The 19,356-nt window shown below is 50.4% G+C and carries 14 protein-coding genes and 1 tRNA gene; 8 read left to right on the plus strand and 7 right to left on the minus strand.

The window, feature by feature from the left end; translation table 11 throughout:
- Window positions 1-194 precede the first annotated feature (194 nt).
- From QWF21_RS08560 to QWF21_RS08575, 4 genes are all read left to right on the plus strand, one after another.
- A complete protein-coding gene (locus QWF21_RS08560) occupies window positions 195-1,562 on the plus strand; it encodes an MFS transporter (RefSeq protein WP_330087637.1) in 1,368 nt (455 codons plus the stop codon).
- 146 nt (window positions 1,563-1,708) lie between these two features.
- A complete protein-coding gene (locus QWF21_RS08565; RefSeq protein WP_330087638.1) occupies window positions 1,709-2,509 on the plus strand; it encodes a THxN family PEP-CTERM protein in 801 nt (266 codons plus the stop codon).
- 173 nt (window positions 2,510-2,682) lie between these two features.
- Window positions 2,683-3,243 carry a single-stranded DNA-binding protein gene (gene ssb / locus QWF21_RS08570; protein WP_330087639.1) on the plus strand — a complete coding sequence of 187 codons (561 nt, stop codon included), beginning with the start codon at window positions 2,683-2,685 and terminating at the stop codon, window positions 3,241-3,243.
- Entirely contained in the window at window positions 3,224-6,232 is a 3,009-nt protein-coding gene (locus QWF21_RS08575; protein ID WP_330087640.1) for a diguanylate cyclase, read from the plus strand. The genes ssb and QWF21_RS08575 overlap by 20 nt, the downstream gene beginning before the upstream one ends.
- Before the next feature lie 8 nt (window positions 6,233-6,240).
- On the opposite strand, the gene QWF21_RS08580 is transcribed toward QWF21_RS08575, so the two are convergent.
- The 3 genes from QWF21_RS08580 to QWF21_RS08590 all read right to left on the minus strand — a co-directional run bounded on the left by QWF21_RS08580 (window position 6,241) and on the right by QWF21_RS08590 (window position 10,264).
- A complete protein-coding gene (locus tag QWF21_RS08580; protein WP_330087641.1) occupies window positions 6,241-8,532 on the minus strand; it encodes a putative bifunctional diguanylate cyclase/phosphodiesterase in 2,292 nt (763 codons plus the stop codon).
- A 167-nt stretch (window positions 8,533-8,699) separates the two neighbouring features.
- Window positions 8,700-9,437 (minus strand): DUF481 domain-containing protein, encoded by a 738-nt coding sequence (locus QWF21_RS08585; RefSeq protein ID WP_330087642.1) that lies wholly within the window; start codon window positions 9,435-9,437, stop codon window positions 8,700-8,702.
- On the minus strand, window positions 9,434-10,264 hold the full coding sequence (locus QWF21_RS08590) for a mechanosensitive ion channel domain-containing protein (RefSeq protein ID WP_330087643.1): 831 nt from the start codon (window positions 10,262-10,264) through the stop codon (window positions 9,434-9,436). The genes QWF21_RS08585 and QWF21_RS08590 overlap by 4 nt, the downstream gene beginning before the upstream one ends.
- 160 nt (window positions 10,265-10,424) lie before the next feature.
- On the opposite strand from QWF21_RS08590, the gene QWF21_RS08595 reads away from it, so the two are divergent.
- The 3 genes from QWF21_RS08595 (at window position 10,425) to QWF21_RS08605 (ending at window position 12,548) form a co-directional block, all read left to right on the plus strand.
- Window positions 10,425-10,500: transfer RNA gene (locus QWF21_RS08595), tRNA-His, on the plus strand.
- 74 nt (window positions 10,501-10,574) lie between these two features.
- On the plus strand, window positions 10,575-11,111 hold the full coding sequence (locus tag QWF21_RS08600; protein ID WP_330087644.1) for a DUF1285 domain-containing protein: 537 nt from the start codon (window positions 10,575-10,577) through the stop codon (window positions 11,109-11,111).
- Window positions 11,112-11,264: 153 nt separating this feature from the next.
- Window positions 11,265-12,548: a metal-dependent hydrolase family protein gene (locus tag QWF21_RS08605; protein ID WP_330087645.1), complete on the plus strand. Its 1,284-nt coding sequence runs from the start codon at window positions 11,265-11,267 to the stop codon at window positions 12,546-12,548.
- 40 nt (window positions 12,549-12,588) lie between these two features.
- On the opposite strand, the gene QWF21_RS08610 is transcribed toward QWF21_RS08605, so the two are convergent.
- The 3 genes from QWF21_RS08610 to QWF21_RS08620 all read right to left on the minus strand — a co-directional run bounded on the left by QWF21_RS08610 (window position 12,589) and on the right by QWF21_RS08620 (window position 14,895).
- A complete protein-coding gene (locus QWF21_RS08610) occupies window positions 12,589-13,053 on the minus strand; it encodes a DUF2489 domain-containing protein (RefSeq protein ID WP_330087646.1) in 465 nt (154 codons plus the stop codon).
- Window positions 13,050-13,619 carry a Der GTPase-activating protein YihI gene (gene yihI / locus QWF21_RS08615; RefSeq protein ID WP_330087647.1) on the minus strand — a complete coding sequence of 190 codons (570 nt, stop codon included), beginning with the start codon at window positions 13,617-13,619 and terminating at the stop codon, window positions 13,050-13,052. The genes QWF21_RS08610 and yihI overlap by 4 nt, the downstream gene beginning before the upstream one ends.
- A gap of 649 nt (window positions 13,620-14,268) precedes the next feature.
- Complete coding sequence (locus QWF21_RS08620) at window positions 14,269-14,895, minus strand: c-type cytochrome (protein ID WP_330087648.1); 627 nt, start codon at window positions 14,893-14,895, stop codon at window positions 14,269-14,271.
- Between the two features lie 269 nt (window positions 14,896-15,164).
- On the opposite strand from QWF21_RS08620, the gene yihA reads away from it, so the two are divergent.
- Window positions 15,165-15,779: a ribosome biogenesis GTP-binding protein YihA/YsxC gene (gene yihA / locus QWF21_RS08625; protein WP_330087649.1), complete on the plus strand. Its 615-nt coding sequence runs from the start codon at window positions 15,165-15,167 to the stop codon at window positions 15,777-15,779.
- Window positions 15,780-16,183: 404 nt separating this feature from the next.
- On the opposite strand, the gene polA is transcribed toward yihA, so the two are convergent.
- Entirely contained in the window at window positions 16,184-18,955 is a 2,772-nt protein-coding gene (polA, locus tag QWF21_RS08630) for a DNA polymerase I (protein ID WP_330087650.1), read from the minus strand.
- Window positions 18,956-19,356 lie beyond the last annotated feature (401 nt).

The following is a 19,356-nucleotide window of genomic DNA, read 5'->3' on the forward strand; positions in this document are numbered from 1 at the left end:
CTAACTTTGCACTGCGGCAAAGTTGCCATCCAGACAGAACGCTGTAAAACCTTCTCTGGTTTAGGTTGTGCGCTAATTTGTTTTCAACCTTGGATTAAATGAACATGAACTCTTTTCCACTCAGCAGGAGCGGTGCATCTGACAATGGGGCTGTGGTATACTCCGGCGCTGCTGTCACTACCACTCAAAGGCTTATGCAACCGACATCGCATCAGTTAACTTCTGCCGAGAAGAAAGCGGCCACAGCGCTGGCGCTGGTTTTTTCCAGCCGGATGCTGGGCCTGTTTATGCTGCTGCCTGTTTTTGCCATTTATGGCAGCGAACTGGCTGGTTTCTCGCCACTGTGGATTGGTTTGGCCATAGGTGCCTATGGTTTTACCCAGGCGCTGCTGCAAATTCCAATGGGCTGGTTGTCGGATAAAATTGGCCGCCATCAGGTGATGCTGCTTGGCCTTGGCCTCTTTGCGCTCGGCTCCGTAGTGGCTGCGCTGGCCGACTCGGTTTATATGGTGACCTTTGGCCGGGTGCTGCAAGGGGCCGGGGCCATTGCCGGTGCCGTGCTGGCGCTGGCTGCCGATCTGACCCGCGAAGAACAACGCCCCAAAGTGATGGCCATTATCGGCATGAGCATAGGGTTGTCTTTTGCCGCTGCCATGGTGCTGGGGCCGATGATCGCCGCCCGTGCCGGTTTAAGTGGCGTGTTTTGGTTTACGGCTGTTATGGCGGTTCTTGCCATGGGGCTGGTGCTGCGTACCCCCAAAGCCATCAATCAGGCGCCACAGCGCGAAACTCTGGCCGTGCCTGCCTTGCTTGGCAAACTGTTGCGTTCACCGCAACTACTGCGGTTGAATCTGGGTATTTTGCTGCTGCACTTTCTACTCACAGCGCTCTTTATTGCCTTACCCCAGCAGCTGTTGGCACTGGATTTTGCCAGTGAGACGCATTGGCAACTCTATTTGCCGGTATTGTTTGCTTCCTTTGTGCTGATGGTACCGATGATCATTGTTAGCGTCCGCAGGCAGCAAGAAGTTGTTTTCTTTCGGTTGGCGTTATTGCTGTTACTAAGTGCTGCTCTGCTGTTCTGGCTGGGCCCGGCACAGTTGCCGCTGCTGGCAACTGCGCTGCTGCTGTTTTTTACCGGCTTTAATTACCTGGAGGCCAGCCTGCCAGCATTGCTGTCGCGCCAGGCTCCAGCAGGTCAAAAGGGTACGGCCATGGGGCTGTATTCCAGCGCGCAGTTTTTTGGTGCTTTCCTGGGTGGTCTGGTCGGTGGGCTGGTGGCCAGCCGCTTTGGTCTGCCAGCAGTCTTTGTGTTAAGTGCCTTGCTGGCGACTTTATGGATGTGTCTTACTTTTGGCATGACCATCACTGCCAAAGCGGAACGTTTAAGCATCAAGCTACCACACAACGGCGATGAGGAAGCCAAAGCATTGCTGCAGCAGCTAAGCAACTTACCTGGGGTGATTGAAGCAACTCTGGTGCTTCAGGAACAGCGCTGTTACCTGAAAGTAGAAGCCGGTCGTTTTGACTATCAACAGCTGCAAGCCCTGCAGCAGCAGTAATGTCGAGTTTGTTTACATTTCACCCTCACCACTGAGTCATGTACTTTATAATCTACTGAATTAGCTTTATAAAAAAAGTTGGCATTTTCTATGCAAATTTCTTCCTTGCAGGGCATATTTTGCTCAATCGACAAAGGAAGGCAACGATGAAAACACAACATAAAACAACCTTAGGACTGTTAGCAGGTGCCGCCTGCTTGTTGTCAGCCCATACTTTTGCAGCACCGATTACCGAGTTTAATTTCAATGTAGGCGGCGGCTTTGTAAATGGCAGTGGGACCTGCAATCCTGGCGTAGATCCTTGTGGCATCAGCTACTCTGGCAGCGATGCTATCACAGGTGACCCACTCAGAGTCACCTGGGGTGACCCGGCAAATGGCAGCGATACCAGCTTTTTAGAAGTAGAGCACAACCCGTTCAGCTATGCATCTATTACCACCAACGGTGGCTGGTTTGTCATTGATGCATTTCATCATTCCAACTTTACCCTTTGGGCCTCAGGCGGCTGGTTAAATTTTGTTCAGGTAGCAGCGATGTTCGAACTGCTAACACCAACCAATGATCTGGTGTTTGCAACCGCCGGTATCAACAATGTGAATTTCAACGAAACTCTGAACGAAGAGCCTTGCGACGATCCAAGGCCAGGTGGCAATATCACTATCTGTGATGACGTACTGCAAACGGAAGTGCTGGAAGTCAATATTCCTCTGCTCATTGGTGACTACATCTATTCCCTGTCTTTTGGCTACATGGCAGGGCCTGGCACCTTCGTGGAAGACCAAGGGGATGGAACCGTAAAAATTTGGACTGGCGAAAATCAGCTCAGCACCCTGTACACAGTAGCCCGCATTGATGTTCGTCCGGTGCCGGAACCTGGCACACTGGCCTTGTTTGGCTTGTCTTTACTTGGTATGGGTGCTTATGCCCGTCGTAGAAAGCAGCACTAGCCGCGGGTAGTTTGCCAAGGTAATGACACTAAGAGGCTGTATAAGACAGCCTCTTTTTTATTGGACTTTTCCAGCTTGAATGCCCTGATACCATGGTATACTCTGAACATAAAGGCGATAAGGTCTGGCAACAATAATGTCAGAGCCCGTGATCAAGCGAGGAGAATAAATTCATGGCACGTGGTGTAAATAAAGTGATTTTGGTCGGAAATCTGGGCAATGACCCAGAGGTACGTTATATGCCGCAAGGCGGTGCCGTTGCCAACTTAAGCGTGGCTACCTCTGAGAGCTGGAAAGACAAAAACACCGGTGAAATGAAAGAGCAAACCGAATGGCACCGGGTGGTTATTTATCAGCGCCTGGCGGAGATTGCCGGCGAGTACCTGCGCAAAGGCTCCAAGGTTTATCTGGAAGGCAAGCTTAAAACCCGCAAGTGGACCGATAAAGACAATATTGAGCGCTACACCACTGAAATCGTTGCCAGTGAAATGCAAATGCTGGATGGGCGCAATGAAGGCCAGAATGCCGGCGGGGGCTATCAAAGCCAGCAAGCGCCAATGCAACAACGGGCTCCGCAAAGCAACTTCCAGCAGCAAGCCCCTGCCGGCGGTTATCAGCAGCCACAACAAAGTGGTTTCCAACAAAGTGCTCCAGCTCAACGGCCGCAAAATCAACAGCAGCAACGCCCGCCGATGGAGCCGCCTATCGACTTTGATGATGATATCCCCTTCTGAGTCTGATGTTTCGCCTGGTCCCTGCATACTGCCGGGGACCTTCCGCTCTAAGCTGGCCCTTGTCTGCAATACGCTTTGTTTTTTCTTCAGCTTCTCGCTCCTCGCTTTAACGCCAAACGACTCACTGCAACACTTCTTTCTTGAGCAATGGACCACCCGCGATGGTTTACCCCACAACACCATCAACAGCATCGCACAAACCGACGACGGTTATTTGTGGTTTGCTACCTGGGAAGGGATAGCCCGTTATAACGGACGCAGCTTTACGGTCTTTGATCGCAGTGCCACGACTGGCCTGCCCGATTCTGGCATCTTTGCCTTGTATACCGGTGACAATAATTCGTTGATGGCTGCTGGCTCACGTGGTGGTATTGTTCGCTATCAACAGAATCAATGGTCCCCACTGCCTGCTGCGGCTGCGTTGGTACGTGCCTTGTTGTATGATCAACAGCAACGTTTATGGATTGCCACAGAGGGTGCAGGGCTATGGCGACAAGAAGTGGACGGTCACCGTGACCGTATTAGCAGCCCAGCATTGATGGATGAAGCCATGTATAGCCTGGCCGAAAGTGACTCGGGCGCCATCTGGGTCGGCACTGCCAAAGGGTTGTTTTTGGTGGAAGAAAACAACATAACCCCCATCCAGCCAGAAGATGGCTTGCCTGTCGGGCCAGTGTTTAGCCTGGCACTGGATCACACCGGGCACATCATCGTTGCCACTGAGCAGGGCGTATTTACCGGTAGCGTACAGCAAGGGTTTGCCCTTATACACCCGGAGCTGACCATGGCGGCCTCGGCTCTGTTGATGGAGGAAAGCACCCTTTGGATTGGTACACTGAGCGATGGCCTGTTTCGACTGGACAGCAGCGGCCTGGAAGGATTGGGTACCGACAGCAATAAGCCTGCTAACCGGATCCTGGCCCTGCATAAGGATACCGAAGGCAGTTTGTGGGTTGGCACCAACGGTGGGCTATTCCGGCTGCGCAATGCTCCTTTTACCTCCATCACCAGCCAGCATGGTCTGGCCGATAATTTTGTCCGGGCTGTACTGCCACTGGCAGATGGCTCGGTATTGGCCGCCACCAGTCGTGGTGTTTCTCATATCCGTCATCAATTGGCTGAACCTTTCAATCACCCGGCCCCTTTTTTGCGTGAATCCATTCTCAGCCTGGCAAAGGATGCACAGCAGCAGCTTTGGTTTGGCAGCTATGCTCATGGACTCTTCACCATAGCAGCAGATGGCACCAGCCGCCTGTTTACCCGGGACGATGGCCTCTGGACCAATGAAGTACGCGCTATTCTACCTGCCGATGATGGCAGTGTCTGGATTGGTACTTCTCGTGGTCTAAATCGTTGGTATCAGGGCCGGATGGAACAGTTGGATATGTCATCCGGTCTGCCCGGAAATTACATTATGGCACTGTACCAAAGCAGTGATGGCCGTATCTGGATTGGCACCGGTACCGGTGTGGCTTTTTGGCAGAATGATGCTCTCCATACGCTCGATCTGTATAGCCAGGATGCTGCTGAGTTTGCCTTTGGTTTTCTCGAGCTACCTCACCAAGAGTTTCTCTGGATCACCACTGACCGGGGACTGGTACGGTACGATCTGAGCAAAAACACACTCAGTATTTTGGGTCGTAGCGCCGGACTACCCTTTGATAAATACTTTCAGGTGGTGGCGGATCAACAAAATAATCTCTGGCTTACCAGTAACCGCGGCATTCTGCAATTTTCGCTGGATGCAGCTCAAGCTGTGTTGAGCTACAGGGAAGCCACCCTGGCTTTGAAGCACTTTGCAGAAGGTGATGGCATGCTAAGTGCACAAGCCAATGGTGGCTCCAACCCTGCCGCAGCCCTGCACCAGGACGGATCCGTTTGGATAGCCACTGCAGGTGGGGTGGCATTTTCTCATCCGGAGCGGCTCAGTAACTTTTCAGCTTTCATCCCACCGGTAGTGCTTGAGCAAATAAGAGTGGATGGCGAGCCGGTACAGCAACAGGGACCATTGAGTTTAGCCGCAGGCACCCAGCGGATTGAGTTATTTTATGCTGGCCTTGGCTATGTAATGCCGCAGCAGATTCAATACCGAACCCGCCTGAAGGGGTTTGATAGCGATTGGGTAGAACGCGGCCAGCAAGCTTATACGGAATTGACCAACCTGGCTCCCGGCCACTACCAGTTTGAAGTCATTGCATCCTATCCGGGAGGCGAATGGAGCACTGCAGCTGCCAGCCTGCATTTCTCCATTGCACCGCACCTTTGGCAACGCCCACTGTTTTGGTTATTGGTACTGGTCGCCTCCATCAGCCTGCTCTTTATGGTGATCCGCTGGCGTATTGGCCAGCTGAAAATAGCAGCTACAGAACTAAAGCGGCAAGTTACCGAGAAAACCATTCAACTGCAACAAAAAGCCAATCATCTGGAGCAAAGCAATAACGAGAAGTCCGAGTTACTGGAGCAGCTACGCCTGCAATCGGAAGCCTTTGCCAGGCAAGCCAGGCAAGACCCGCTAACCAGCCTGGCCAACCGAAGAGTCTTTGACGAAATGCTGTTGCAGGAGTTCAGCCGGGCCAGGCGGCATCAGCATCCACTCTGTCTGGCACTGATTGATATCGACTTTTTTAAGCAGGTTAATGATCGCTGGTCACATTCTGTCGGGGATGAGGTCTTGCTTCGGGTCGCCCACAGCTTACAGCAACACAGCCGTAGCACGGATACCCTGGCACGTTGGGGAGGCGAAGAATTTGCTTTGCTGTTGCCAGAAACCGGCTTACCGGAGGCACTGCAGCTGTGTGAGCGTTTACGACAGCAAATCAGTCAGTTGGATTTTTCAGATATTGCCAGCGAGCTACACATCACGGTCAGTATTGGGGTGACCGCATGCCACGACAGCACTGAGGCTGATCGCTTGCTCCTCCAGGCCGATACGGCTTTGTACCAAGCCAAAGCCAAAGGCCGCAATCAGGTTTTTTCCTGTCGTCAATAACAGCTCTATTACGCTTTGTGCTGAAGTGCCAGTTGGAAGAAATCATCAGCAGTTAACGGCTGCGCGAATAAATACCCCTGAAAACAATCACAACCTATAGCCGTTAAAAAGTCACGCTGCCCCTGATACTCGACCCCCTCGGCCAAAACTTTAAAACCTAGCGTATGTGCCAACGAGACGATTGCCCGACAAATTTCGGCATCCTGCTGATGCTTTGGTAATTGATCAATAAAGCTTTTGTCTATCTTTAAGACATCAAGTGGAAATAACTTCAGGTAAGCAAGCGACGAATAGCCAGTCCCAAAGTCATCAATGGCAAGCCGTACCCCAAGCTGCTTCAACTGCCGCAACATAGTCAGCACATCAGCTTGCTGTGTCATCAGGGCACTTTCTGTCAACTCCAGCTCCAGTAAATCCGCAGGAAAACCAGTACTAAGCAAAGTATCTGTAATCTGTTGTATCAGTGCGCAACGCTGAAACTGCAAGGGCGACACATTAATGGCGATGCTAAGACCATGCAGCCCCTGCTGATGCCAAAGCTCACCTTGCCGGCAACTTTGCTCAATCACCCACACACCAATCTCGTGGATCAAGCCAGAGCTCTCGGCAATTGGGATAAAGCGCTCCGGCGAGATCAGGCCGTCCTCCGGATCCAACCAGCGGATTAAGGCTTCTGCACCAATGATCTGCCCGGAAGCAATATCCACCTGAGGTTGATAATACAATACCAACTGCTGCTCCAAAATCGCGGTTCTGAGTCGCGACTCCAGTCGCAAACGCTCTCTGGCACTCTGAGTCAAATCATCGGAGTAGTAAGCACTACCGTTTCGCCCTTCGCTCTTAGCCTTATACAAGGCCGCATCAGCGCCTTGCAGTAAAGCTTCGGCATTTATCTCGTGCAGAGGGTACAAGCTAATGCCTGCACCGGCACTTATTTTGACTTCAATACCATTGCTTAATGTCCATACCCGATTGATGCAATGCAGCAGTTGATCGGCAAGACGAACAGCATCCTCCGCCTGCTCAATATCCTCCAGCAAAACAGCGTACTCATCCCCACCCAGTCTGGCCAGATAATCCATCGGCTGCAGCGCTTCGGTTAGATGCTGGGTGATTTGCTGCAAAAGCTCATCACCGATGCTGTGGCCATAACTGTCATTGATGTTCTTAAAGTGATCAATATCCAGCATGATGACGGCGATAAGATAAGAGCGCAGTGCTGCCCGCTCAATGGCTTGTGTTAATTGCTGCACAAAAGATGCCCGATTCGGTAAATTGGTCAGTGCATCGTAGTGCGCCAGATAGGCCACCTGCTGCTCATGTTTTTTCTGTTCGGTCAGATCAATGTCGATGCAATACATCTGTGGTGGTTTATCAGGCAACCGCACCAGAGCATGCGAAGAAAAGACGCTGATAAAGCGGCCATCCTTGCGTTTTAACTGCAGCTCAGCTGATGGAATCGGCTTGCCGGTTGCCAGCATCTGCTGGATTGCTGTTTTTACCTCATCCGCCATCGACTCGGGGATAATAAGATCCAATAAATTCTGACCTTTCGCCTCCTGCGCGCTGTAACCATAAATACGTTCACTGGCACGGTTCCAGTAAATCGTAGTACCGTCGGCTTCATAGCCCTGAATGGAGATGGCTGCATCACTATCCAGCAATGCCTGAAACTTCAGATTGCTGGCACGCAGCTCGGTTTCAATCACTTTTAACTCATGGATGTCTTCAATAATAGAGATGTAAAAAGGCTTTCCAAACACCGGGGCATCCACCATTCGTACTCCCAACCGACACCAAATATAATGCCCGTCTTTATGGCGATACCGCTTTTCCATGCTGTACTCCCGCCGAACCCCGGTTTCTAACTGTGCCAGTTGGCTGACGTCTTTGTCTAAATCATCCGGATGAGTGATCTGCGCAAAAGTCATACCCTGCAGCTCGTACTGGGTGTAGCCAAGCAGTTGCTGCAAGCGCTCGTTGGTTTTCAGCCAGCGCCCTTGCAAACTCACATGTGCAATACCAACGTTCGCCAGTTCAAATGTTTGCTCAAAAAGCTGCCGGCTACGCAGCGACTGCATCTCGGCATTGGAACGTTGCCATAGCAGCAACCAGGCCAGTGCTGCGGTAAAAGCAACATAGAGCCACCCCTTATACGTCTGGTACTGGCTATAGAGTTCCGCATCCGTCACCACGATGCCAAGCAGATGGTCACTGCCGCCAATCCAGGCTACGCCGAAAATCAGATACAGCAAAGCGCCGAACCAGGGTCTTTGGCTCAGAGCAGTAGTGTCTGACAATCGGCTTCCTATCCTGTCCCCTTGCATGCTAACGCATCCCTTGACTGTACCAATATTGATGCTTCTGATTAAAATCAGCCAGTTAAGCATAGACTATATTTGCATAAGGAGAAGGAAGCTAAATGCGGGAGCACAAGCCAGCCCGTATGGGCTGGCTTACCTGGTCGTTAGAAGGAATACACCAGGGTAAGGGAGGTTTGTGTATCGGTGCGTTTTTTATCCACAGGAACATCGCTGTCGTTTTGTACCGTAAAGGCCGCTTTCATCTGCATCCGGCCATTGATACGAGCGGTCAGTGATGTTTCAGCTGTGGTTCGGGTATTATCTTCACCATATTCCACCACCAAATCCTGCCGAAATTTTGCACTTTCACTGATTTGCCAGCGATAGGTCGCACCAGCCCGGGCCAGCATGCCTTTTTCCGTTTCGCCCTCGGCAGTTTTACCCCAGGAATAACCAGGACCAAGCTCGATATTCAAGCTGTGATCAGTCAAGTCCAGCAGACGGGTACCGTAACCGACAGCCAAGGTCGAGTACTTGCGGTAAGCACCAAATTTATCGTCGGTGTGCCGTGCTAACCCGAACAAGGTATCGTGCTCAGTTTCCAGTTTATAAGCACTTTTCACCGAAAGACTAAAGCGCTCAGCAGTACGCTCACGCACAGAGCTGCCATCTTCCAGTCGCTTTTTGTCTTCCTTAAAAAAAGCACTGAACAGGTACTCGTTATCAAAACGTTCCAACCGCTGCAACGAATTGAGCCGTCCGGTGATGGAGGTTCCTTCAGTGTTACCGGTGGTGGTGATTGCCCCCAACTCGGCTGAGGACGTCCAGCCCAACTCATCTGCCTGGCTCTGAAAACCTGCAGCCAGCAATACCATGGCGACTGCAGTCATTGAGTACTTCATTCTTTCTCCTGTTTGTTGGATTGAATATGCACATCCATTTGTGGAAACGGAATGCCAATACCCTGCTCATCAAAAGTCAGCTTCACGTTCTCCAGGGTTTCCCAGTAGACACCCCAGTAATCGGCAGCATTAACCCAGGGCCGCACCAAAATATTCACAGAAGAGTCCGCCAGTTCACCTATGGCAATAACAGGCGCAGGCTCTGGTAAGACGCGGCTGTCCGCAGCTAGAATGTCAGCCAGGATTTGCTTTGCTTTACGCAGATCAGAGTCGTAGCTAATGCCAATCACCAAGTCGACCCGACGGGTAGCTTCGGCAGAAAAGTTGGTAATGGCACCACCGGTAATTTGGGCGTTGGGGATCATGACTTGCTTATTATCCGGAGTTTTCAAAATCGTCTGGAAAATTTCAATCTTATCCACTGTCCCCATAACCCCACCGGCTTCAATAAAGTGACCGGCTTTGAAAGGGCGGAAAATAATAATCAATACTCCGGAGGCAAAATTGGCCAAAGAGCCTTGCAGTGCCAGACCAACCGCCAGACCTGCAGCACCTAAAATGGCAATAAAGGACGTAGTTTGGACCCCAACATGCGACAACGCCATCAACAGGACGGCAATCATAATCAGGGTGTAGACAATACTGCCAAGGAAGCTAACCACAGCTTTATCAATAGCGCGTGCCAGCAAAGACCGCTCTAAAAATCCTTTGATGCCTTTGGCAATCCAGCGACCTATCACAAAGATCACCAAGGCAATAACGATGCTAATCAGATGGTGGTACACCACCTCCTGATTCTCTGCCACAAAATTCGTTACTTCATCCATAAATATCTCCAACGGGTTTTCTGTTATTACGCCGCAATCATAGCACAAGGTCGACAGACTTAAGGCGCAATGTCGCTGATCTCAGGATATTTTCCCGTCAAGGGAAAAAAAGTTTGGTACCCAGCGTAATTTTCGCTAAAATACCGCCCACACCAGAGTGGTGACTGTAGCTCAGTTGGTAGAGCCCCGGATTGTGATTCCGGTTGTCGTGGGTTCGAGCCCCATCAGTCACCCCACTTTCAATCTGCTTTTTATTTCCTTTCCATTTTACGCTAAGCTTTGCAATCAGAATGCGCAACAAGCCTTAGCCATGCTTAGTTTACACAAACTACAACAACAACTGGAACACCAGCAAGCGCCATTTGACAGCTGGGATCCGCCTTTTTGCGGTGATATGGCGTTGCGTATTGACCAGCAGGGTCAGTGGTTGTATCAGGATAGTCCGATCGGCCGTTTGTCTTTGGTTAAATTATTCGCTTCTGTACTGGTCTACGAAGGCAAGGAATACTTTCTGAAAACGCCGGTAGAAAAAGTGCGTATTCAGGTTGAGGATGTGCCCTTTTTGATCCACAGCTGGCATTGGCAGCAAACGTCGGCAGGACCAGCCCTGATAGCCGTCACCAACCTGAATGAGCAGGTGTTGATTGGCCAGCACCATCCCATCTGCTTACAAGATTATCAGGCTCAGCGGGTACCTTATATTGCACTCTGGCGAGACTTGCAAGCCCGGCTTTGCCGCACTGTCTATTACCAATGGATTGAAGAAGCCCAGCAACAACCCCAGCCCAATCCAAACCAGCTCTGGTTGCAAAGTGCCGACTACCGCTTTCTGCTGGGGCAGCTCTGAGGCAGCGGCCCGCTTCGCTGTTTGATTTACGTGATATTGTCACAGGTTGATGAATTTAAACAGCCAAATGCTGCTATTGGTCGCATCCATCTTGCTGTAAAGAAAAATGCTGCCAGATTGGAAGCTGTCCTTTGTCTCACGCCTGGAGCCATTATGTTACGACCAAGGTTATTAGCTGCCTGTTGTTTTCTGGCCTGCACGGCTAGTCATGCCGCCACCATCATTCATGCCGGTAGCCTGATTACCGCGGAAGATAACCAGGTTCTGCACAACCAGAGTATCGTGATTGAAGCCGGCATCATTCAGCGCGTGGCAGCAGGTTTTCTCACCCCCGGCGCAGCCGATACCCTGATTGACTTACGTCAACATACGGTGATGCCCGGTCTGATGGACATGCATACCCATTTCTCGACGCAGATCAGCGCATCCTCTTATGCGGAAGGCTTCCGTATGAATGAAGCAGACTATGCCTTGCGCGGTGCTACTTTTGCCAATAAAACCCTGCTGTCTGGTTTTACCACGGTACGGGAGCTTGGTGACAGCCACCAGATCAGCGTAGCCTTAAAAAATGCCATCGCCAACGGCTATGTTCAGGGGCCTCGCATCTATGCAGCGGGTAAATCACTGGCTACCACTGGCGGTCATGCCGATCCAACCAATGGCATCACCTTTCGTCGTATGGGGGATCCCGGCCCGGTCGAAGGGGTGATTAATAGTGCTGAAGAGGCGCGCAAAGCAGTGCGTCAACGCTATAAAGAAGGCTCAGACTTAATCAAAATCACAGCCACCGGCGGTGTCTTAAGCGTGGCTGCCAGTGGGATGAATGCTCAGTTTACGGAAGAAGAAATCCAGGCGGTAGTGGCCACCGCACAAGACTATGGCTTTAAAGTTGCTGCCCACGCCCATGGCAAAGAAGGTATGGAGCGGGCAATACGAGCCGGGGTAGACTCCATTGAGCATGGCACCTACATGGACGAAACCACCATAGCCTTAATGAAAAAGCATGGTACCTATTATGTACCGACCATCAGTGCTGGTAAATTTGTTGCTGAAATGGCCGTGATGCCTGGTTTCTTTCCTGAGCTGGTGCGGCCCAAAGCCCAGGAAATAGGCCCTCTCATTCAGCAGACCTTTGCCCGAGCCTGGCAGGCAGGCGTAAAGATTGCTTTTGGAACCGATGCCGGTGTTGGCCCCCATGGCGATAACTGGAAAGAGTTTGTCTATATGACCGAAGCGGGCATGCCTGCGATTGAAGCGATCCGCTCTGCTACCTACCATGGTGCCCAATTGCTCGGCATCAGTGAACAGCTCGGTACTATCACCCAAGGTAAAAAAGCCGATCTGGTCGCTGTACCGGGAGACCCTCTGGAAAACATCGCCTTAATGGGCCAGGTTAGCTTTGTCATGAAAGATGGTGTGATCTATAAACACGATTGAGAAGTTTAGACAGCAGCCGTTCAGAGCGGCTGCCGTAAAATCAGGAGCTCGCCTGCTGCCGGTATCGCTGCAGTAGCGTCTCTACATCCGCCAGAATAAAGTCCTTTAAATCTTCTTCGGCTTTTTCACGGATCTGATCCAACTGACGAATATGTCGTTTGTCATGCTCTTTGCGGGCTTTGTGGGTTGGCATATCCTTCACAACTTCATACATCTGATGCAGCCCAGGGTAAGCACGGACCGGATCCGGCTTTTCTACCAGCTCCAGATGGTCCAGTAATACCCAAATCCGTAACGCCCCCTCGGATAATTCGCATTGCTCAGCCTGCATCGCCCGACTGATAACCACAATACTGTCGATCAAATACTGATTTTTCTTTTGTTTTGCTTGCTCGGCTTGCAGGCTTTGTAATCGTACCAGCCGCAACAAGCGCCCGGCATAAAAAGCCAGGCCAGCAATAATGGCGGCGCCAACCAACAATAAGCTCAACCACAACCAACTCATCCGTTTTCCTCATCATCCGACAGCAGCTGTTTTCGCCAATCAGTACGCTCAAACTCAGCCAACGGATCCTGCAACTCCGGTTCTGCGTCCTCGGCCAGGCCTAATTGCTGCAATAGCTGTTCATAGCGCTCTGTCATGCGATTAAAGTACTTCGCATCTTTGCCGGTTAAAACTTCATCACGCTCAACCCGTTCTAACAACAGCTGCAAACGGCTGTCCTGTTCCAGCTGGGCCAGCTCCTGTTCGGGGGTTAAGCCCGATGCAACAACCACTTTGGCAATCGATGCCTTCGGCTGGATAGGCTTTAAGCCTTGCGATGCAGCCTCGGCTCCCTCTGGCAACAGTGGGACCGGCTTTTTACTGCCCAGTCTCGGATCTTTATTGCTGCTACCACCTGACGGCTCGCTTGCTTTACGCAGCAATTGCGAATTACGCTGCCCCGGTTTGCCACCAGCACCGGATTTTTTACTCTCTTCTTTACGTTCCCGCTGTTTACGTACTTCTGCTGCTGGTAAAAAACGAGGCCCATTTTCACCGCTATTGCGGGTCTTCTTTTGACGTGTCATGTTTTGATACCTGGTAAGCGCTTCTGGCTGAACGCCGGTAAAGTCGCTGATCGATGTGCTGTATTTTAACACATCCTTATGGTTTGGAAGGAGTGATACGAAGAATTAAGAAGAAAGAAAAGGCGATAAGTTACCTTATCGCCTTTGCCATGTGCCTAAAGTGGACACTTTCATTTGCTGCAGTCATAATGACCTGATTTGGACAGCGCGTCCGGAATGGTCCCTGATATTTTTTTGTAATATCCCTATGTAGCTTTTTTTGTTTGCGATCGTCCTGATACTTTATTAGTCATCCATAGATAGCGCACGAGCATCGCAGCAATGGTATATTCGTCGTCGCACTTACTAAGCTTTCCGTGCCGTAGTTCCGTTTTTTCGACGCGTTACTCATGTAACGAAGTGTTAATCTACGCCAATTTCACTAGATAACAACCTCTAAACGGAAAAAAATCCACTACCGCTATCTGGTTATTCACTAATAGTATATGCATCAATACATTAGACAGGTGACAACCCTGTTTTAGACTACCCACAGAAAACAAAGCAGGCAAATATCCTACAGCCTGTGTGAGATATATCTCACACAAGCTGCGCTGAAGATACAAAAAAACCAGCCTAATGGCTGGTTTTTTTTCAACACAGCACCGACTTAATGCAAACCACCCAGATACAGCGACACCATTTCAATGTCTTCATCAGTCATCTTACGGGCGATATCACGCATCATGCCATTCATATCGTTGGCGCGGGCACCACTGCGAAACTCCTTCAGAGTTTCGATCAAATAGGGCGCATGCTGGAAAGAAATGCGCGGAAAACCAGACAAGCTGGTGCCAGCACCACGAGGGCCATGACAAGCGATACAGGCTGGTATGCCACGCTCGGCATCTCCGCTGCGATACAATTGCTGACCGCGTTCCAGCGCATGCTCTGGCGTTGTTCCGGCAGACATGCTTTGCGAGGCAAAATAGGCAGACAGATCGCGCATATCCTGATCGGACAAACCAGCCACCATGCCAAACATCACCGCATTGCTACGCCCCCGCTCACCACCGGTTTGCATAGCTTGCTTGTAGTCCTGCAATTGCTTGTACAGATACTCAGCATGCTGGCCAGCGATTTTTGGATAGATATCGATCGGGCTATTGCCATCGGTGCCATGACAGGCAACACAAGTGGTTGCTTTTTCCTTTCCGGCCGCCGCATCACCATCAAATGCGTGGGCCGCTCCTATCATGCTGAATAACAGCGTAAGTGGCAGTACAAGTCTTTTCATGTTGTTTCCGTCTCTGTCCGCATTTAGTCGCCAGCTTGGTGGCACCATTGTTATTGCTTAAGTTGTTCCAGCTACTTATTTTACACGAATCTGGCTAATATAAAATCCCATCTATACAGCATTTGCTTCTTCCGATCCATTCGATCCGTTACAATAGGCTATCCGAACCAAGAAAACCGTCCCAAGCGACGCTGGCTTAGCAACAACAATGTTGTCTGATCACGGTGAAAAGCAGCGATTGGGCCTGAAAAAACTTACTGGAGTTTGCTGTGAGCACCCAAACCATCAATTACCAACAAGCCACCTTTCTGACCAGTGCCCCGGATATACGGGTGCTGCCACCGGATGAAGGCATTGAAGTCGCTTTTGCTGGCCGCTCGAATGCAGGAAAATCCAGCGCCCTTAATACCCTAACCCGGCAAAAAAGCCTGGCCCGAACCAGTAAAACACCTGGCCGCACCCAGCTTATTAATGTATTCCAACTGACCGAGCAACAACGACTGATTGATTTGCCTGGTTATGGTTTTGCCAAGGTACCACTGGCGGTAAAAGAAAAATGGCAACGCTCGCTGAGTGAGTATCTGGAAAAACGCGTTAGCCTGAAAGGCCTGGTGGTACTGATGGATATCCGACATCCATTGAAAGATCTGGATCAAGATCTGATCCATTGGGCAGTAGCGAGTAAGTTACCAGTACGGCTATTACTAACCAAAGCGGACAAACTAAGCCCTGGGCCACGTAAAAAAGCACTGTTGGAAGTATCGGAAGCAGCCCTGGCTTTTATGGGTGATGTGCAGGTGCAACTATTCAGCTCTTTAAGCAAACAAGGATTACCCGAGCTGGAGCAAGCCCTGGCGCAATGGTTCTACCCAGAAAACGGATAAAAAAACGGCCTCACAGTGGAGGCCGGTATAGCAAACGGGGAGAAGCTATTAGTTCAAATCAACAGGGTGTCTCAATCGAGACGTTGTAATGATACTACAAAAAAATACCAGTTTGAAGTATTTACTCTAAAAAATTATTCTTGTTTTCCCGCCGGACATAAAAAAAACGCTCCACTGCAAGCAGTGGAGCGGCTAATAGTAAGCTTACCTTCTGGTGTAGAACCGGGTTCTGACACTGAAAGATAGAACATCTTACCTCTGTACCCTACCCTTTCTATGTTAGCGTGCACTGCTAAAAAATCAAGCAGGTTTGGTAAAAAAACTACAAAAAATCATTTTTCAGCCTTTGTAAGCCATATTGCGGTAATAAAATTACCATGCCATGGCCGTGCTGTCGGCTCTGTTTAATGCGCTTGCTGCCAATTATCGCCAAAGCCAGCCTCTGCCAATAACGGCACATTCAACCTGGCGGCCTGCTCCATCACTGTCGCCAGCTCACGGGCTGCAGTGTCAACTTGCTCACAGGCTACTTCAAACACCAGTTCATCGTGCACCTGCATGATCATCACCGCTTGCAGCTCACTGTGCTGTTCCAGGTAAGCTGCAACATCTATCATCGCTCGTTTAATGATATCAGCAGCTGTCCCTTGCATCGGTGCATTGATGGCTGCACGCTCAGAGGCTTTTTTCCTGGCCATATTACGGGCATTGATTTCCGGCAGGTACAGACGACGACCAAAAATGGTTTCAACAAAACCCTGCTCATGAGCCTGCTTGCGGGTTCGCTCCATGTAAGCCAACACCCCCGGGAAACGCTCAAAGTAACGATCCACATATTGCTGAGCTTCCTGACGACCAATATCCAGCTGACGTGCCAGGCCAAAAGCTGACATGCCATAAATCAGCCCAAAGTTTACCGCTTTGGCGCGACGACGTTGCTCCGAGGTCACCTCCGCCAAAGGCACGGCAAACACCTCCGCAGCGGTAGCCTTGTGAATATCCAACCCGGCTGCAAAAGCATCCAGCAGTGCTTTATCACCTGAAAGGTGCGCCATAATACGCAGTTCAATCTGCGAGTAATCAATAGCGAGTATTTTTTTACCCTGTGGGGCAATAAAGGCGTGCCGAATGCGCCGACCTTCTTCACTGCGAATAGGGATATTCTGTAAGTTCGGCTCAGTTGAACTTAACCGGCCGGTGGCTGCTACAGCCTGGTGATAGGATGTATGCACCCGCCCTGATGCTTTTACCATTTTTGGCAGCTTGTCAGTATAGGTGGATTTAAGTTTACTGAGCGCACGGTGCTCCATCAGCAAGCGCGGCAGCTCGTAGTCATGCGCCAGCTCCTGCAATACCTCTTCTGCAGTGGATGGAGTCCCTTTTGGGGTTTTCTTCAAAACCGGTAATTGTTGTTGCTCAAACAAAATGTGCTGCAGCTGTTTTGGCGAAGCCAGATTGAACTCTTGCCCTGCTAATTGGTGTGCCTGTTGTTCCAGTTCTGCCAGCCGTACAGCTAGTTGCTGGCTTTGCTGACGCAATAAACTGGCATCAATCAGGACACCATGCCGTTCCATCGCTGATAAAATCGGTACCAATGGCATTTCAATATCCTGCAGTACCTGTAGCAGCGATGGCGTTTGTTGCAGCTGTGGCCATAAAGTCTGATGCAGACGCAAGGTGACATCAGCATCTTCTGCGGCATAACGACTGGCTTGTTCCAGTTCAACCTGGTTAAAGGTCAGCTGTTTGGCGCCCTTGCCGGCAATATCGTTAAAGCTAATGGTATTGTGGCCTAAGTATTTCAACGCCAGACTGTCCATGTCGTGGCGGGAGCCCACACTGTTCAACACGTACGACTCCAGCATGGTATCAAAGGCGATGCCCTGTAAAGCAATGCTGTAGCGTGCCAATACGCTTTGATCGTATTTCAGGTTCTGCCCCACTTTGGCTTTGCCTGCATCTTCCAGCCACGGCTTTAATCTGGCCAGCGCCCACTCTTTATCCAGCTGTGCCGGCGCATCCAGGTAATCGTGCGCCAAGGGTAAATACCAGGCTTTACCTGGCTCGGTCGCAAAAGACAGACCAACCAGCTCTGCCTCCATATAATCCAGGCTGGTGGTTTCGGTGTCGAATGCCGTCAGCTCACTGTGCGCCAGCTCATGCATTAACTGTTCAAACGCCTGCTCACTCAGCACAGTTTGATAGCCCGACTGATCCAGGCTGACAGCCACCGGTTGCTCAGCCTCCTGCTCCAGTGCTGCGGCATCGACTTTATTGCTGGATGGCTCAGTGTCACTACTGAGCAATTCTTTCAGCCAGCGATTAAACTCGCAAACTTTGTACAGCTCAGCTAAAGCAGAGGTGTTCGCTGGTTGTATGGTTAAATCATCCAGTTGGTAGGGCAACTCAACATCGGTTTTGATGGTAGCCAGTAGATACGACAGCTCCACCTGCTGCTGATGTGCCAGTAGCTTTTCTGCCATGGTTTTGGCGCCACGGAAATTGAGTTCAGCCAGCTTCTCCGGCTGAGCTAACAAGGCTGAAATGCCGCCAATGCCCTGCAACATGGCCGTAGCCGTTTTATCGCCCACTCCCGGCAAGCCGGGAATGTTGTCTGATTTATCTCCTACCAATGCCAGATAATCAATAATCAACTCCGGTGGCACTCCGAATTTTGCTTCCACACCCGCTGGATCCAGCACAGTATTAGTCATGGTATTGATCAGGGTGACATGCTGATCGACCAGTTGTGCCATGTCTTTATCACCCGTTGAGATCACCGTATCGCGCCCAATCGCACTGGCGGCTCTGGCCAGGGTACCAATCACATCATCGGCCTCTACCCCGGAAATACACAACAGTGGCAGACCCATAGCCTGAATAATTTGATGCAATGGCGCGATCTGATTGCGCAAATCATCTGGCATAGGTGGCCGGTGCGCTTTGTAATCGGCATAAAGCTCGTTACGAAAGGTTGGTCCTTTGGCATCAAAAACCACCGCCATTTGCTCAGGCCGATATTGTTTAAGTAAGCTTTTCAGCATGTTGACCACGCCGTAAATAGCTCCTGTGGCTTCACCTTTTGAGTTGGTCAGGTGAGGCGGGGCGTGATACGCCCGAAACAGATAAGAGGAGCCATCTACTAAAACAAGAGGAGTATCCGGGTGTGAAGCCATAGTGCATCCTGTACTTTTGCCAATAGGTGTCATGCTTAGGTTAGAATCATACTACAGGCAGGGTAAGGGATATAGTCAGGATCACTGTGGCAAGTTCAAAGTAGCCTCGCCCGGACAATCTGTGGATAACTTTGTGCAAAAGATAAGTTGAAGGTGTAGGAATGTGCTGGTCAACGCTAAATTCGCACCAGGTAACTTATTGAAAGTATTAATGTATTTAACAGGGAGAACAGCTGGAACCCTTATTATTTTTTTTATTCCATCGTGTGGAAAATTATTTCTGATGGCAGCTGATGGCGATCAGAAAAAACCAGCAGACGCATCGTCAGCGGTTGTGTAGACTATCACAGAAAGAGAACCAGGCCAGCCATTTTTTTAAATAATTTTAGCTTAAGAAAATC

The sequence above is a fragment of the Alkalimonas mucilaginosa genome (assembly GCF_036327005.1).
Lineage (GTDB): Bacteria > Pseudomonadota > Gammaproteobacteria > Enterobacterales > Alteromonadaceae > Alkalimonas > Alkalimonas mucilaginosa.